The following is a 13,488-nucleotide window of genomic DNA, read 5'->3' on the forward strand; positions in this document are numbered from 1 at the left end:
CCCACGCCGAGGGAGTGTTCACCTCAAACGCTGGAGAAATATAACTCCCGTACGGCTTTGAGGTCAACCGGTCTCGAAATGAGTCGGCGTCAGGACTCGATTCGAGCGCTTCGCAATTCATGCCCCTTGCTGGTGAGGCACCGCCCGCTGGGCAGGTCCCATGACCAGCCGTGCAAGTTGCAGGTCAACTTGTCGCCCTCGATGACACCGAACTTGGTCAGATCGGCTTTGAGGTGGGGGCAGCGGCGCTGCATCTTCCAGCCGTCCTTTTCGATCGACGACGAGTCGTCGTGTGCCTCGGCGAACCACCCGTCAGCGTAAGCAATTCGCTCATCGGTCAAACATTTGAAAAACGTGTACAGGAATTCGTTGTATCCGCCGATGCGCCAGGTGGTGAAACGCGTCGAGAGGAAAATCGTGTTGACCCAGTCGGGTTCATTGTCACGCAGGACCGTTCTGACCAACTCGGGCGCGATCCGGAATCCATACCGGTATTTGCCCTCTTTTTCTTTCGGCTCTCGTACTGTGCGGTTGGGGAAGTCGAGGACAACGGTCTCCTCGCCCATCACCAATCCCACCGGGTACCCGATGCCGTCGCAGATCAGATCGCTCTGGGCCATGATCGGCTCGAAGAGTTCTTTGAGAGCGGGCAGCAGGGGGTCGCCGACGGCGGGCGCCCACGTGGCCTTCTGCGCAGCGATCACCGGAGCGAACTTCTCGGCCATCCGATCGAGGTACGCGGCCTTGTTGGGCCCGAAGACCTGCTCCGGCGGATACGGATGCGACAACTCGTTGAGCTGTGAGCCCGTGATGTCGACGGTGGAGCCCGACACCATCATCAGGCCACGGTGCTTCTCCCCGTCGTCTGTGCCCTTCTCCTTCATCTGGTCCAGGAACGTCTCCTGGTCCGGGAAGATGCTCGTTGGGTCGTTCTCGATGTCGTTGAGGTAGCGCAGATCTTCATCCAGGAACATGGGCGGCCCGGCCGAGGGGACGACCCAGGTGGCACCCACCTGCTCGATGTACGACCTCGCCCTGTCCATACCGCGCTGACGCTTCTGGGCTGCGAAGTTGGCCTTGGAGCGTTTCGGGATGTCGTACACCATCGGGTACCAGATCGCGCCCGAGTACTGAAGCAGGTGCAGGTCGATGTGACCGAACTGGGCAGCGATCACGTCGAGATCCACAGGCCGTGCATCGTTCATGTTGAAGACGGTGGTCTCGCCATCGCTGACCACGAGCCCGCTGTCGCCTATGGGACCGTCAGCGGGCGCCCGCAGTGCGACGATCATCACGTCGAGACTGCCCTTGTCGTTCGTGACGGTGGTCTTCACCGAGTCCTCGGTCTCCACGAACTTTGTGAACCCGAGCTTCTCCAGTTCGCGGCGCAGGTCTGGTACCGGGTAGTCCGGGAGCAGTACGGTCGCGTCCTTGCTGACGTTGTCGCGCAGGTTCTGCTCGTCGAAGTGGTCCCGATGGAGGTGGCTGACGTACAGGTAGTCGCAGTTGCCCAGCGCCTTCCAGTCCAGCTCACTGTTGTCGGGGAACGGCACCCATGAGGCGAAGTAGGCGGGGTTCACCCACGGGTCGCACAAGATCGACCCGGCATCAGTCTGAATGTGGAATCCGGCGTGCCCAATGCTCGTGACCTGCACGTGCTGCCTCCAAAATCGTGGTTATTGCTTCAAGTTCTGGTTCGTCGCAATGAGAACCAGAGTATCGACCAGTTCCGGGTGGCCCCTCTTTGGCCAACGCTATGCTCGCCGCATGGAACCGGTCTACGACACAGTCATCGCCATCGCCAGATCACTCTGGGCCGCCGAGGGCCTGAAGTTCACCGTGACCGGGGTCGAGAACGTACCGAAGATTGGTGGCGCGGTGGTGGCGATCAACCACACCGGCTACCTCGACTTCACCTACGCCGGCTTGCCTGCTTTTCTGCAGGGTAAACGCAAAGTACGGTTCATGGCCAAAAAGGAGGTCTTCGACCACCGCATCAGCGGGCCGATCATGCGGAGTCTCAAACACATCCCGGTGGACCGTTCGGCCGGCGCGGACAGCTACCGCGCCGCGGTGGAGTACCTGCAGCGGGGGGAGCTCGTCGGTGTCTACCCCGAAGCGACGATCAGCCGGAGCTTCGAGATCAAGGACTTCAAGTCCGGTGCTGCGCGGATGGCGCTCGAAGCGGGTGTCCCGATCCTGCCGACAGTCATCTGGGGCGCTCAGCGGGTCTGGACCAAGGACCATCCCAAGCGACTGGGCCGGACGAACATCCCCATCTCGATAGGCGTCGGAGAGCCGATCGCGCCCGATGGCGATCCGGCCTCGCTGACCGAGCGTCTGCACAAGACGATGAGCGAGGAACTGCTGACCTTGCAACAGAATTACGGGCCACATCCACAAGGGGAGTTCTGGGTGCCCGCTCGACTGGGGGGATCGGCACCCACACTGGAAGAGGCCAACCGGATGGATGCCGAGGACCTGGCCGCCCGGGCGGCCAAGCGCGACGGCGGCGTCTGACCTACTTGTCGCGCTCGGCGCCGAGATTCCATTCCAGGTTCACCGTGGTGCCCTGAGGACTGGGGTTGATGCGCGGATGGTCCGCGAGCGCTTGCATCAAGGGAATGCCGCGGCCGCGTAGCCGGTGAGTTGTCGGGTCGGGTTCTCGCCAGTTCCCGTGGTCCTGAACGGTCACATTCAACTGCTGATCGTGCGGGTGATAGGTGGCGCGCAGGCTCATCGTGCCCGGCTCACGCCCGGAGTATGCGTGCTCCACCGCGTTGGCAAGCGCCTCGTAGACCGCCAGCGTGATCGAGTCGGAGAGGTCGCCGACATCGGGCACATGCTCGGCAAGCCATTCAGCCAGCAACTGGCGTAGCGAGGTCGCGGCCGCCGGTTCGGCGGCCACATCGGTATACATGAGCCGTACGCCCTCGGTCGGCGAGTTCGTCATGACTTGATCGGCACCCACAGCTCACTGTTACCCAAGCAGCACCGCTTTTAAGCGGTATAAGGATCGTTGCTCTCATCGGCGAAGTCCGCAGCCGCGGCCTCGACGGTCGCATACATGAGAATCGTCTCGTCCAAACCGACGAGACGCATGGGCCGTTCGGTGGCCGGGCCGTCGGCGACAACGCCGAACTTGCCCGTCGGCGCAATGTTCTCGTGGGCGGTGACCAGGGCGGCCATGCCCGCCGATGACAGGAAATCGACTTCGGTGATGTCGATGATGAGTCCGGCCGGCACACCGCTGATCGCCTCGCGAACGGCGTCTGCCAGCTGCGGGACGGTGAGGATGTCGATACTTCCGCGCACGGTCAACACCACCAGCCCGCCTTTACGGTCTGCGGCGATGGTCAGGCCGGTACCCGGCAACTCGTGACCTCCGCGGGCGACTTGCGCTTGCCCGTCGATCGATTCCATCGATTCCCCTTGCTCAATGGTGTTTTTACCGTGCGCGCGATCCGGTAGTCGGGACAGCACGCACCCCCGGCTTCTAGCTGAACCGACCAGTCCATATTTGCACAGCTTGACCACACGGTTACCAATTGGTCGCCGCATCCGCCGAACCCATACTCCCAACCCGCGACAAACGGCGCCGTTTCGTGTCCCGTGAGTCGGGGTATCAAGTTGTGTGGCTGTGCGGCGACGGGTCGATCAGAACCTCGAGGGTGCGCAGTGTGATCGAGGCCCCGCTGCGGGCCGTCGTAGAGAGTCAGGAGCATGGAGCGTCAATGAGCGTTGTCCGAACACTGTGTCCAGAATGTGCACTACCGAGACGACACCGGCGGTGAGCGACGAACCGCTGTCCATCGCACTCATCGCTTCGCACCGCTATCCGATCGCAGAACCGTTTGCAGGCGGGCTCGAAGCCCACGTGTGGCATCTGGCCAGGGCCCTGTCGAATCGCGGTCACAATGTGGCGTTGTTCGCCGCCGCGGGATCCGATCTGGGCATCGATCACTCGCTGCTCGATGTGAGCGAGTTCGACCCAAGCCCAGCGGCACAACGAGACACGTCGATGCCGGAGCCAGGGTTCATGGCCGCACACCACGCCTACCTGGAACTGATGACTCGCCTGGGCCGCGATGCCGAGTTCGACGTCATCCACAACCACAGCCTCCACTATCTGCCCATCGCGTTGGCCCGTACTGCGACCGCGCCGGTCCTGACGACCCTGCACACACCACCGACGCCGTGGCTGGAATCCGCGATCGAGGTGAACACCGAGAACACCCGGTTCGCCGCGGTCAGCGAGCACACGGCCCGGTCGTGGGGCCACGTTGCCCAGGACATCGAGGTGATCAGCAACGGGGTCGATCTGAGCCTCTGGCCTGCTGGTACCGGCGGCGACGACCTCGTGTGGTTCGGGAGATTCGTGCCGGAGAAGGGCGCCCACCTCGCTGCACTCGCCGCCGACCGGGCTGGTCTCGGACTCCGGCTCGCCGGACCCATCAGCGACCGGGAGTACTTCGACCGTGAGATCAGCCCGTTGCTCAACGATCGCATCCGGTACGTCGGCCACCTCGACCAGAGCGCACTGGCGACGGTGGTCGGCTCATCGGCCGCCACCCTGGTGACACCCCTGTGGGACGAGCCCTACGGCCTGGTGGTGGCGGAATCGCTCGCGTGCGGGACCCCGGTCGCGAGCTTCCGGCGCGGGGGGATCCCGGAGATCGTCGGCGATGACGGCGGGGTGCTTGCGGACTCCTATGACGTCGACTCGCTGGCAGCCGCGGCACACCTGGCGATGACTTTGGACCGCGGCGTCGTGCGCGCAAGAGCCGAGAGTCACTGTGCCGAAGGTGCCATGGTGGATCAGTACTTGTCGCTGTATCGACGGCTGGCCGGTCACACCCACCTGGCCGCATGATCGGCTACTACGTCCACCACCAGGGCCACGGCCACCGCAATCGGGCAGCGTCGATCGCCCGGGCGATGCGAACGCCCGTCACCGCGCTGTCGTCGGCTCCGATCGAACCCGGTGTGTTCCAGCGCGTTGTCGAGTTGGACCGCGACGACCTCGGGGAGCCTCGAGATGTGACCGCCGGCGGAATGGTCCACTGGGCCCCGATCCGAGATCCGGGGATGCGAGGCCGGATGGCTCAGCTGGCCGCCTGGGTGGAGGAGACGGACCCGGCCGCACTCGTCGTCGACGTGTCGGTGGAGGTCGCGGTGTTCGCCCGGCTGCTCGGTGTTCCGGTGGTCGTGGTGGCGATGCCCGGCACCCGCGACGATTCGCCACATCAGCTGGCCTATGGGCTGGCTGATGCCATCATCGCGCCGTGGCCCTCGGCGATCTACGAACCCGACTGGTTGCGCCCCCATCTGCACAAGACGACATTCACCGGTGGTATCAGCAGGTTTGCCGGCCGGACCCGATGCGTGGATAACGCCGAACGATCCGACGTCCTGGTGATGACCGGATCCGGCGGAACCCGCATGTCGGAACAAACAGTCGAGGCCTGCCGGTCTGCGTATCCGGACATGACGTGGCGTTTCGCCGGTGGACCCGACAGCTGGCTGCCGGATCCCTGGCCCGCGATGTGCAATGCCGGTGTGGTGGTGGGCAATTCGGGACAGAACACCGTTGCCGACTTGGCGGTCGCTGCCAGGCCGGCCATCGTCATTCCCGAAGACCGGCCGTTCGGAGAACAGCGGGCCGTCGCCGAAATGCAGCGGGTGCTCCAGCTGGCCACGGTGGCATCGGCGTGGCCCGAGACCCCGGCATGGCCCGCGTTGTGCGCGGCGGCTGCGCAGACACCCCCGCAGCGCTGGTCCCGGTGGGAGACAGAGGGTGCCGCCGAGCGCGCCGCAGAGGTGATCGAGGACGTCGTCCTGAGATGGACATGACCGTCGCCGTGCTCACGATCGTGAGTGGCCGGCACCGGCATCTGCGGGCCCAATTACGCGCTCTCGCAGTCGCATCCGAACGACCTGACCTACACGTGGTGGTCGCCATGGACGATCCCGACATCGCTGAACAGGTCGACCTGGGTGAGGCGGTGGTCGAACACGTCGCACGCATCGACGACAGACTGCCGCTCGCTCTCGCGCGCAACACAGCTGCAGCAGTCGCCCTGGACCGCGGCGCCGACCTTCTGGTCTTCCTCGATGTCGACTGCATCCCCGCGTCCGATCTCGTGTCCCGATACAAGGCCGCCGTCCAGAGCCGGGCTGGAGAACGCCTCCTGTTCTGTGGGCCTGTCACGTATCTCGATGAACGGGCTTCCGACGTGGCACGTGGCGGTGGAGACCTCGCGCCTCTGACGGCGCCCCATCGCGCGCGGCCGAACCCACCCGTCGGCTCCGTCGAGCTCGGCACCGACATGAATCTGTTCTGGTCGTTGTCCTTTGCTGTCACCGCAGCCGACTGGACCCGGATCGGTGGCTTCTATGACGGGTACACCGGTTATGGCGGGGAGGACACCGACTTCGCCCAGATGGCGGCGGCTCAGCGATTCGAGATCGCCTGGGTGGGCGGTGCCCACGCCTATCACCAGTTTCACCCTGTCTCGAACCCGCCCGTGGAGCACCTCGACGACATCTTGCTCAATGCCAACATCTTTCACGACCGCTGGGGTTGGTGGCCGATGAGAGGTTGGCTGGACGGATTCGCCGAACTCGGACTGGTCATGCTCGACAACGAGCACAACCGTTGGGTGAGAGCGTGACATTGCACATCTTAGGAATCCCTGCGTTGGCTGATGTCGTCGGCGTTTATGTACTCGAACAGCCGGTCGGAGATGATCTGCATTTGATCGGTGCGCTCACCCGGGGGACGAGTTCGCGGCAGGCAGTCATGAAAGATGTGGACAGTTGGGCATGGCCCAGGCGGATGCCGCGTAGCACTTGGTCGAGCGAGACGCTGCGCCGGACGAACTCACGCACCCCGGCGAGTGGTTCCTCGGTGACAGCGGGCAGGGAGTCGGCGAACCCGCTGATCCACAACAGTGAACGGATAGCCGACGATTCGGTGCCCATTCGCAAGGTGTCGAATTGTTCGGTACCACCGCCGAGTTCGGGTATCTCCCCAATGATTCGGGTGGCCATCGACCCGCCGACTTCGCACGCCCATTCCACTGGGCCGGACCGATCCGGTCTACCGCGTCGGCGACGGTGGCCGCGGAGCTGGCCGATTCGGGAGCGGCAGCGGACGGTCGCAGATTCCGCAGCCACACACTGGCCGCCGGGTGGGGAGTGGATGTGACCGCTTCAGCCATGGCGGTGTCCGGTCGGGTGTGCGGTAGTGGGGCGTCATCGTCTGCTCTTGCCGTCGGTGCCGACGGTGCGGTGCATGGTTCTCTGCGTATGTCGTGAGTCAGGCGTCGGGGCGAGAAGTGGGAGGAGGGCCGGCGGAGTGGTCACCGAAGGTCGTGGGTTTCCAACGGGGCCGGGAACGTTCGTAGGCATCGATCTGCTCCGCGTGACGCAGAGTGAGGTCGATGTCGCCGAGGCCTTCGAGGAGTCGCCAACGCGTGTAGTCGTCGATATCGAAAGCAATCGCGTAGTGCTCGGTGGTGATGGTGCGTGTTCGCAGGTCAACGGTGAGAGGTGTGGCCGGTTCGTCCTCGACGCTTTTCCACAGTCGTTCGATATCGGGTTGCCGGACCTCGGCGCAGAGCAGGCCGGCTTTTCCGGCGTTGGTGCGGAAGATGTCGGCGAACCGGGCGGAGAGCACCGCCCGGAATCCGTAGTCCCACAACGCCCAGGCTGCATGTTCGCGTGAAGAACCGGTGCCGAAGTCGGGCCCGGCGATCAGGATGCGGCCCCGGTCGAACGGTGTGGTGTTGAGGACGAAGTCGGGGTTGGTGCGCCACTGGGCGAACAGTCCGTCGTCATAGCCGGTTCGGGTGATGCGTTTCATGAACTTCGACGGGATGATCTGGTCGGTGTCGACGTTGCTCCGCCGCAGGGGGACCGCGATCGCGGTGCAGGTGTGAAACGGCTCCATGGGAGGGGCCTTTCCAGGTGGGGGAACAGGAGTTGCCGACCGGGCCGAGGCGCTTTGCCGAGTTGGCCCCGGCCGGCACAGAAGGACCCGCTAGCTATCCGGTTGCAGGGCGAAGTCGAAGTGTCCGACCAGGAACGGTTCGGCCATGACCTCACCGTCGGGGGCTGGGCCGGGGGCGTGCTCGACGAACGGCACGATCAGGGCGTCCTTGACTCCGAAGACGACATCGCTGTCGAGGTAGTCGGTGTTCTGTTGGAACAGGTGAGTGATCAACTTTTTGTAGCCGGGCTGTTCGAACATGAAATGCACGTGAGCGGGCCGGTATTCACTGATCTCGGTCTGTGCGATGAGGTTGCCGACCGGGCCGTCCATCGGGATGGTGTAGCCGAGCGGGGCGATGGTGCGCACACAGTAGGCGCCGTCTTCGCGGGCCTGATATTTCGCTCGCAGGCGTGCTTCGTCGATGTCGGGCATTTGCGCCTCGTAGGTTCCCGAGGCGTCGGCCTGCCAGACATCGAGGACGGCGCCGGGAATCGGTGTGCCGGCGGTGTCGGTGACCTTTCCGGTGATGAACAGGGGGGTGCCTGCGATGCCTTCGGACATGTCGAAGCCGAACGGGGCCGGTGGGGATCCGTCGATGTGGAACGGTCCCAAAACTGTTGCCGGGGTGGCCTGTTCAGCGAATCGGTTGTTCATCTGGACGACCAGCATGCTCAGTCCGACCACGTCCGAGGCCAAGATGAACTCCTGGCGTTTGTCGTTGCTGATCTGCCCGGTGGCGGTGAGCCATTCAATGGCCGCCATCCACTCCTCGGAGGTCAACTGCACTTCGCGGGCGTAGTCGTGGATGTGTCGCACCAACGCTGTCATCAATTCGGCCACCCGCGGGGACCGGGCGGTGGACCACCGTGTGATGGCGAGGTCGGTGATGTTGTCCTCGTTGACGAAGGCCATCGTCGTCTCCTTGAATGTCAGTTCGCGAATAGGTGGTCAGTGGCCTGGATCGGCGGTGGTGTCGGGGTCGACGTAGTAGGCGTTGCGGTCCACGCTCATGTAGATCTGGTTGGCGATCGGGGAGCGGTGCTCTTCGGCGAGTTGTCCGAGGAGCCCGGCGCAGCGGGCCAATAGCGCGAATCCGCGGAGCAGTTCCACCGGTAGGTCGATGTCGGCGAGGGCGGCGCCACACACGCCGGCACCGTTGAGGGGCAGTTTGCGTCCGACGCCGCGTTCACTCATTCGGCCGATCGCTTCGAACAACCGCAGATGGGGGCCTTTGACTCCGGCGTCTTCGGCGATAGCGATGAGGACTGGGGTGCGGGGGTCGCCGTCTTTGTGGTTGGGGTGGCCCAGGCCGGGAACGTGTTTGCCGGTTTGCTTCTGGCGTGTGATGGCGCCCAGGGCCATCTCGTCCCAGTCGGCGTCGGTGGTGGGTAGTGGGTTTCCAGCGGCGGTGTGTTCGGTGATTGCCGCGTGTAGGAACTGGCCGCAGTCTTCGGTGACGCCGAGGAAGCGGGACCCGCCGCCGAGTAGTCCTGCCGCGAGGGCTCCTTGTAGGGAGTCGGGGGCGCTGAGATAGGTGACGCGCGCGGCGATCGCGGTGGGGGTGAACCCGTGATCGGCAAGGGCGACGAGCACTGCTTCGAAGACGCGGAGTTGGCCTGGGGTGGGGCGGCGGGTGGCCACAAGCCAGTAGGCGAGTTCACCGAAACTGATTTTGCCCATGAGATCGCCGGCCAGGTCCTGGCCGAGGAGGTTGATGTCGGTGGCCGTGGAGGTGCCCAGGGACGTGGGGTACCGGGGCACGGTGGGTTCGGTGGTCATTTCTCTCCGTACGCTGCGGTTGTGGTGGCGGCCAGCCAGGAGCGGATTTCCTCGGTGTCTTGGCCGAGTGCGGGTGGGGCCAGGTCGTAGCGGGGTTCGATGTCCGAGAAGGAGATCGGGTTACGCACCCCGGGCACGGTCTGCCCCGTCGGCCCGACCTGCACGATCGGTGCCAGGCCGAGCTTTTCGGCGTATTGCACGCCCTGGGCGATGGTGTTGATCGGCCCGTTCGGGACACCGACCTCGTTGAGTTTGGTGAACCAGTAGTCGGCCGGTTGGGTCTTGAGTCGTTCGATGAGCAACGGCCGCAGTTCCTCTCGGCGTTCGGTGCGGTCGGCGTTGCGGGCGAAACGTTCGTCGTCGGCCAGTTCGGGAACGCCCAGGACCTCGACGAGTTTGCGGAACTGGCCGTCGTTGCCGGCGGTGATGATCAGATCGCTGTCCGCGGTGGGCAGCGGCTCGTAAGGGAACAGGCTCGGGTGGGCGTTGCCCATCCGGGTCGGGGTGACCCCGCCGGCGACGTAGGCCGAGGTCTGGTTGACCAGCCCGCTCATCGCCGAGGCGAGCAGACTCGTCTCGATGTTCTGGCCCTTGCCGGTGATCGACCGGTACTGCAAGGCGGCAAGGATTCCGATCGTCGAATGCAGACCGGCCATCACATCGAAGACACTGATCCCGGCGCGGTAGGCGGGCCCGTCTGCGTCGCCGGTCAGGCTCATCAACCCCGACATCGCCTGCACAATCAGGTCGTATCCGGGTAGCGTGGCGCCCTCGGCGGAGCCGAACCCACTGATCGAGCAGTAGATCACCGTCTCATTGCGTTCTTTGACCGAGTCGTAGTCGAGGGCGAACCGCTTGAGGCCGCCGGGCTTGAAGTTCTCCACGACGATGTCGGCGCGGGCAGACAGGGCGTGGGCGACGGCAAGGTCATCGGAGTCTTTGAAGTCGAGGACGATCGACTTTTTGTTCCGGTTGATCGCCGAGTAGTAGGTGGAGACCCCGTCTTCTCGGACCGGGGGTACCCAGGATCGGGTGTCGTCACCGCCAGGGCTTTCGACTTTGATCACCTCGGCGCCCATGTCGGCGAGCAACATGGTGGCATAGGGGCCGGCGAGGACCCGGGAGAAGTCGGCGATGACGATGCCGTCGAGCGGCCGTGGGCCGGTCGTGGATGCAGAGCTCACGTGAACAGTTCCTTTCGAGTGACCCCGTCGGGGTCCGGTGGGATCGGGTCAGCCCTCGACGAGGTCGAACGCGAACAGCCGGTCCCTGGAAGCCTCGGCGCGCCGGCGGATGCCGGTGAGGTCGAGACCGACGAGCCGCCCCTGATACTTGCGGACCTGCCCGGCCACCAGGACGGTGTCGATGTTGCCGGGGTGCCCGGCCCCGACGATGCTCGCGGCAATGTCGTTGGCGGGCAGCAGGTTTGCGTCGTCGAGCCGCAGCATGATCAGGTCAGCGTCCTTGCCGGGGGTAATGCTGCCGGTCTTGTGGTCCAGCCCTGAGGCGCGGGCGCCTTCGATGGTGGCCATCGCCAGCAGGTCGGCGGGGGTGAAGGCGGGCAGGGTGTCGTAGGTGCCGGGGTCGATGCTGATGCCCACGTTCTGCGCTGACAGTGCTGCGCGCATGACGTTGAACATGTCTCCGGCGACCGAGGCCTCGGTATCGATGCTCAGGCTGGGGCGAATCCCGTGGGCCAGCAGGCGTCCGGTGGCGGGGGCACCCAGTCCGGGCAGCACTGCCTCGACTGCCGCAGAGACCGAGGCGTGGCCGCCGGAATCGGCGAGCATTTTCAGTTCTTCGTCGTCGCTGGTGCAGCAGTGGATGAACAGCAGGTCCTCGCCGAGCAGGCCGGCGTCGCCGAGGGATCCGATGCCCCGGAACTGTGGGCCCCACGGACCGTTGCCGACGTGCATGCTCGAGCGAATGCCGAGGTCGCGGGCCATCTGCAAGTCTTTGGTGGTGACCTCGAGGGTGGAGAGCTCGGGGCCGCGGAGCATTGCCTGCAGGGTGACCAGTGCGTCATCGTCGGCGAGGAGGTCGGTGCGGACCCGGCGGATGTCTTCGGGGTGGGTTGCCTCGCCACGCAGCATCCATTTGTTGGAGTCGATCGAGGGCCATCCGAACGCGAACACCCCACGAATCCCGGAGTCGCGCAATGCTGCGATCGCGGAATTGGTGTGCTCGGGGCTGTTTTGGATGTGCGATTCGTCGCGCAGTGTGGTGATCCCGGCGTCGAGGGCGCCCAGGGCGCCGACGAGGTTTCCGATGTAGACGTCGTCGGGCGTGAACTGCGGGCCCCAGGTCACCTGGATGTGTTGGCGGTACTTCGGGAAGTCCCAGCCGGTGCCGACCTGTCGGATCGCGCCTTGCCAGGTGTGGCGGTGGGTGTCGATGAACCCGGGTAGGACTGCGCGGTCGGTGCCGTTGATGACAGTCGCACCGGTGGCGTCCAGACCCACTCCCACCTCGACGATGCGGCCGTCGTCGATGAGGACGTCACCGGTGATGTCTCCGATGGTGTCGTCCTGGGTCAGTAGGTGCGCACCTTGGATCAGGATGCGCCCGGCGGGAATTGGGGTGTCAGCGGTGCTCATCGTGGTCGCTCCTCGTGGGGTGAGAGCCGGTCGGCGAACCAGTCGGCGATGGTGGTGTGTTTGTCGTGTGAGTGGTTGTAGATGCAGTGATCACCGTCGGGGAACTCGGTGAATGTCTTGTCCGTGGACCCGGCCCAGTCATGTATCGCTCGGGCGTTGTTGATCAGGAAGATCTGATCGGGGGTGCCGTGCATGACGTGCAAGGGACAACGCAGCGCCGCGAGATCCGTTGCGATGAGCTGGTATTGGTTCATTGCTGTGCGAGCGTGATCGGGGTCGTCGATGCCGAGCAGTGGTTGCACTTTGCTGATGAACCGGTGGTACCGGTCGAGGATCTCAGCCGGTCGGATGGTGCCGCCGTTGACCATGCACGCCGCGATGCGCTCGTCGCGGGTCGCGGTCAGTGCGGCGAGGTAGCCGCCCATGCTGTTGCCCCAGATACCGACGGTGTCACTCAACCTGTCGTCGGCCTGGAGGTAATCGACCATCGCCGAAAACGCGGTGTGCACCTCGGGGGTCATGTGCAGTCCACCGAACAATCGACTTTCGCCCTGCCCCGGCCCGTCGACGAGGAAGACCGCGATACCGCGGGCGAGCAGGTAGGACGCTCCGACGTGGTACTCCTCGCGCCATCCGTCGAACCCGCCCATCACGATCACCGTCGGGGGCGTCTTGACACCCGCCGGCCGCAGCAGCCACCCGTAGAGGTAGCCGCCGCGATGTGCGATAGCGATGTGCTCGGTTCGCGGGCTGTCGAGATCGCCTGCTGCGCCGTAGAAATCGATCAGCTTGCGGTACATGGGCCGCTTGCGCGGATCGGTGTCGGGCAGGGGGACCTGGCCGACGCGGTAGCACGCGCTGGCGTGGCGGAAGTAGCTCCGTGCGGTGGCAATGTGTCCGGCGGCGAGCGCTGCGTTGGCTTTATCGGCAGCGACGTCCCCGACTCGAGCACCTGCATCGGCCCAGGGGGTGCCGGCGTCGGCGAGGGCGTAGATCTCGATGACATCGGCGTAGTCCATACCGTTGCCGAGCAGCCGTTGCAGCGGCATCGCCCGTTTGTGCGCGTCGACCTCCGCCTGCCACGGCGGCGCAGTACGTGGGTCGGTCTCGGCCATG

The 13,488-nt window shown here is 64.9% G+C and carries 14 protein-coding genes; 5 read left to right on the top strand and 9 right to left on the bottom strand.

What is annotated here, in order from left to right:
• Positions 1 to 89: 89 nt before the first annotated feature.
• On the bottom strand, positions 90 to 1,655 hold the full coding sequence (locus tag CSW57_RS12095; protein WP_099382967.1) for an MBL fold metallo-hydrolase: 1,566 nt from the start codon (positions 1,653 to 1,655) through the stop codon (positions 90 to 92).
• Between the two features lie 112 nt (positions 1,656 to 1,767).
• Between CSW57_RS12095 and CSW57_RS12100 the strand changes: the two genes are divergently transcribed.
• Positions 1,768 to 2,520 (top strand): lysophospholipid acyltransferase family protein, encoded by a 753-nt coding sequence (locus tag CSW57_RS12100; protein ID WP_099382968.1) that lies wholly within the window; start codon positions 1,768 to 1,770, stop codon positions 2,518 to 2,520.
• A 1-nt stretch (position 2,521) separates the two neighbouring features.
• On the opposite strand, the gene CSW57_RS12105 is transcribed toward CSW57_RS12100, so the two are convergent.
• Both CSW57_RS12105 and CSW57_RS12110 read right to left on the bottom strand, forming a co-directional pair.
• Positions 2,522 to 2,953, bottom strand: a complete 432-nt coding sequence (locus CSW57_RS12105) for an ATP-binding protein (protein ID WP_099382969.1) — start codon at positions 2,951 to 2,953, stop codon at positions 2,522 to 2,524.
• A 47-nt stretch (positions 2,954 to 3,000) separates the two neighbouring features.
• Positions 3,001 to 3,423 (bottom strand): STAS domain-containing protein, encoded by a 423-nt coding sequence (locus CSW57_RS12110; protein WP_099382970.1) that lies wholly within the window; start codon positions 3,421 to 3,423, stop codon positions 3,001 to 3,003.
• 367 nt (positions 3,424 to 3,790) lie between these two features.
• On the opposite strand from CSW57_RS12110, the gene CSW57_RS12115 reads away from it, so the two are divergent.
• The 4 genes from CSW57_RS12115 to CSW57_RS24285 all read left to right on the top strand — a co-directional run bounded on the left by CSW57_RS12115 (position 3,791) and on the right by CSW57_RS24285 (position 7,320).
• Positions 3,791 to 4,873, top strand: coding sequence for a glycosyltransferase family 4 protein (locus CSW57_RS12115; protein WP_223249209.1), 1,083 nt, complete (start codon positions 3,791 to 3,793; stop codon positions 4,871 to 4,873).
• Complete coding sequence (locus tag CSW57_RS12120) at positions 4,870 to 5,853, top strand: hypothetical protein (protein WP_099382972.1); 984 nt, start codon at positions 4,870 to 4,872, stop codon at positions 5,851 to 5,853. Before CSW57_RS12115 ends, CSW57_RS12120 begins: the two co-directional genes overlap by 4 nt.
• A complete protein-coding gene (locus CSW57_RS12125; RefSeq protein ID WP_099383356.1) occupies positions 5,850 to 6,674 on the top strand; it encodes a glycosyltransferase family 2 protein in 825 nt (274 codons plus the stop codon). Before CSW57_RS12120 ends, CSW57_RS12125 begins: the two co-directional genes overlap by 4 nt.
• A 325-nt stretch (positions 6,675 to 6,999) precedes the next feature.
• Positions 7,000 to 7,320 carry a hypothetical protein gene (locus CSW57_RS24285; RefSeq protein ID WP_143696528.1) on the top strand — a complete coding sequence of 107 codons (321 nt, stop codon included), beginning with the start codon at positions 7,000 to 7,002 and terminating at the stop codon, positions 7,318 to 7,320.
• A gap of 1 nt (position 7,321) precedes the next feature.
• Here CSW57_RS24285 and leuD read toward each other — a convergent pair whose 3' ends face one another.
• The 6 genes from leuD to CSW57_RS12165 form a co-directional block, all read right to left on the bottom strand.
• Positions 7,322 to 7,954: a 3-isopropylmalate dehydratase small subunit gene (leuD, locus tag CSW57_RS12140; RefSeq protein WP_099382975.1), complete on the bottom strand. Its 633-nt coding sequence runs from the start codon at positions 7,952 to 7,954 to the stop codon at positions 7,322 to 7,324.
• Positions 7,955 to 8,044: 90 nt separating this feature from the next.
• Positions 8,045 to 8,908, bottom strand: coding sequence for a dioxygenase family protein (locus CSW57_RS12145; protein ID WP_099382976.1), 864 nt, complete (start codon positions 8,906 to 8,908; stop codon positions 8,045 to 8,047).
• Positions 8,909 to 8,944: 36 nt separating this feature from the next.
• On the bottom strand, positions 8,945 to 9,775 hold the full coding sequence (locus CSW57_RS12150; RefSeq protein ID WP_099382977.1) for a citryl-CoA lyase: 831 nt from the start codon (positions 9,773 to 9,775) through the stop codon (positions 8,945 to 8,947).
• On the bottom strand, positions 9,772 to 10,959 hold the full coding sequence (locus CSW57_RS12155; protein WP_099382978.1) for a CaiB/BaiF CoA transferase family protein: 1,188 nt from the start codon (positions 10,957 to 10,959) through the stop codon (positions 9,772 to 9,774). Before CSW57_RS12155 ends, CSW57_RS12150 begins: the two co-directional genes overlap by 4 nt.
• A 48-nt stretch (positions 10,960 to 11,007) precedes the next feature.
• Positions 11,008 to 12,372 carry an amidohydrolase family protein gene (locus CSW57_RS12160; RefSeq protein ID WP_099382979.1) on the bottom strand — a complete coding sequence of 455 codons (1,365 nt, stop codon included), beginning with the start codon at positions 12,370 to 12,372 and terminating at the stop codon, positions 11,008 to 11,010.
• Positions 12,369 to 13,487: an alpha/beta hydrolase family protein gene (locus tag CSW57_RS12165; RefSeq protein ID WP_099382980.1), complete on the bottom strand. Its 1,119-nt coding sequence runs from the start codon at positions 13,485 to 13,487 to the stop codon at positions 12,369 to 12,371. The genes CSW57_RS12160 and CSW57_RS12165 overlap by 4 nt, the downstream gene beginning before the upstream one ends.
• Position 13,488: the final 1 nt, after the last annotated feature.

Origin of the sequence: Williamsia muralis, from assembly GCF_002735905.1 — a bacterium.
Taxonomy (GTDB): Bacteria; Actinomycetota; Actinomycetes; order Mycobacteriales; family Mycobacteriaceae; genus Williamsia; species Williamsia muralis_A.

Bases quoted from the DNA above. Each gene is read 5' to 3' on its own strand.
- CSW57_RS12100 (WP_099382968.1), top strand. From the start codon at position 1,768: ATGGAACCGGTCTACGACACAGTCATCGCCATCGCCAGATCACTCTGG.
- CSW57_RS12105 (WP_099382969.1), bottom strand. From the start codon at position 2,953: ATGACGAACTCGCCGACCGAGGGCGTACGGCTCATGTATACCGATGTG.
- CSW57_RS12110 (WP_099382970.1), bottom strand. From the start codon at position 3,423: ATGGAATCGATCGACGGGCAAGCGCAAGTCGCCCGCGGAGGTCACGAG.
- CSW57_RS12120 (WP_099382972.1), top strand. From the start codon at position 4,870: ATGATCGGCTACTACGTCCACCACCAGGGCCACGGCCACCGCAATCGG.
- CSW57_RS12125 (WP_099383356.1), top strand. From the start codon at position 5,850: ATGACCGTCGCCGTGCTCACGATCGTGAGTGGCCGGCACCGGCATCTG.
- leuD (WP_099382975.1), bottom strand. From the start codon at position 7,954: ATGGAGCCGTTTCACACCTGCACCGCGATCGCGGTCCCCCTGCGGCGG.
- CSW57_RS12145 (WP_099382976.1), bottom strand. From the start codon at position 8,908: ATGGCCTTCGTCAACGAGGACAACATCACCGACCTCGCCATCACACGG.
- CSW57_RS12150 (WP_099382977.1), bottom strand. From the start codon at position 9,775: ATGACCACCGAACCCACCGTGCCCCGGTACCCCACGTCCCTGGGCACC.
- CSW57_RS12160 (WP_099382979.1), bottom strand. From the start codon at position 12,372: ATGAGCACCGCTGACACCCCAATTCCCGCCGGGCGCATCCTGATCCAA.
- CSW57_RS12165 (WP_099382980.1), bottom strand. From the start codon at position 13,487: ATGGCCGAGACCGACCCACGTACTGCGCCGCCGTGGCAGGCGGAGGTC.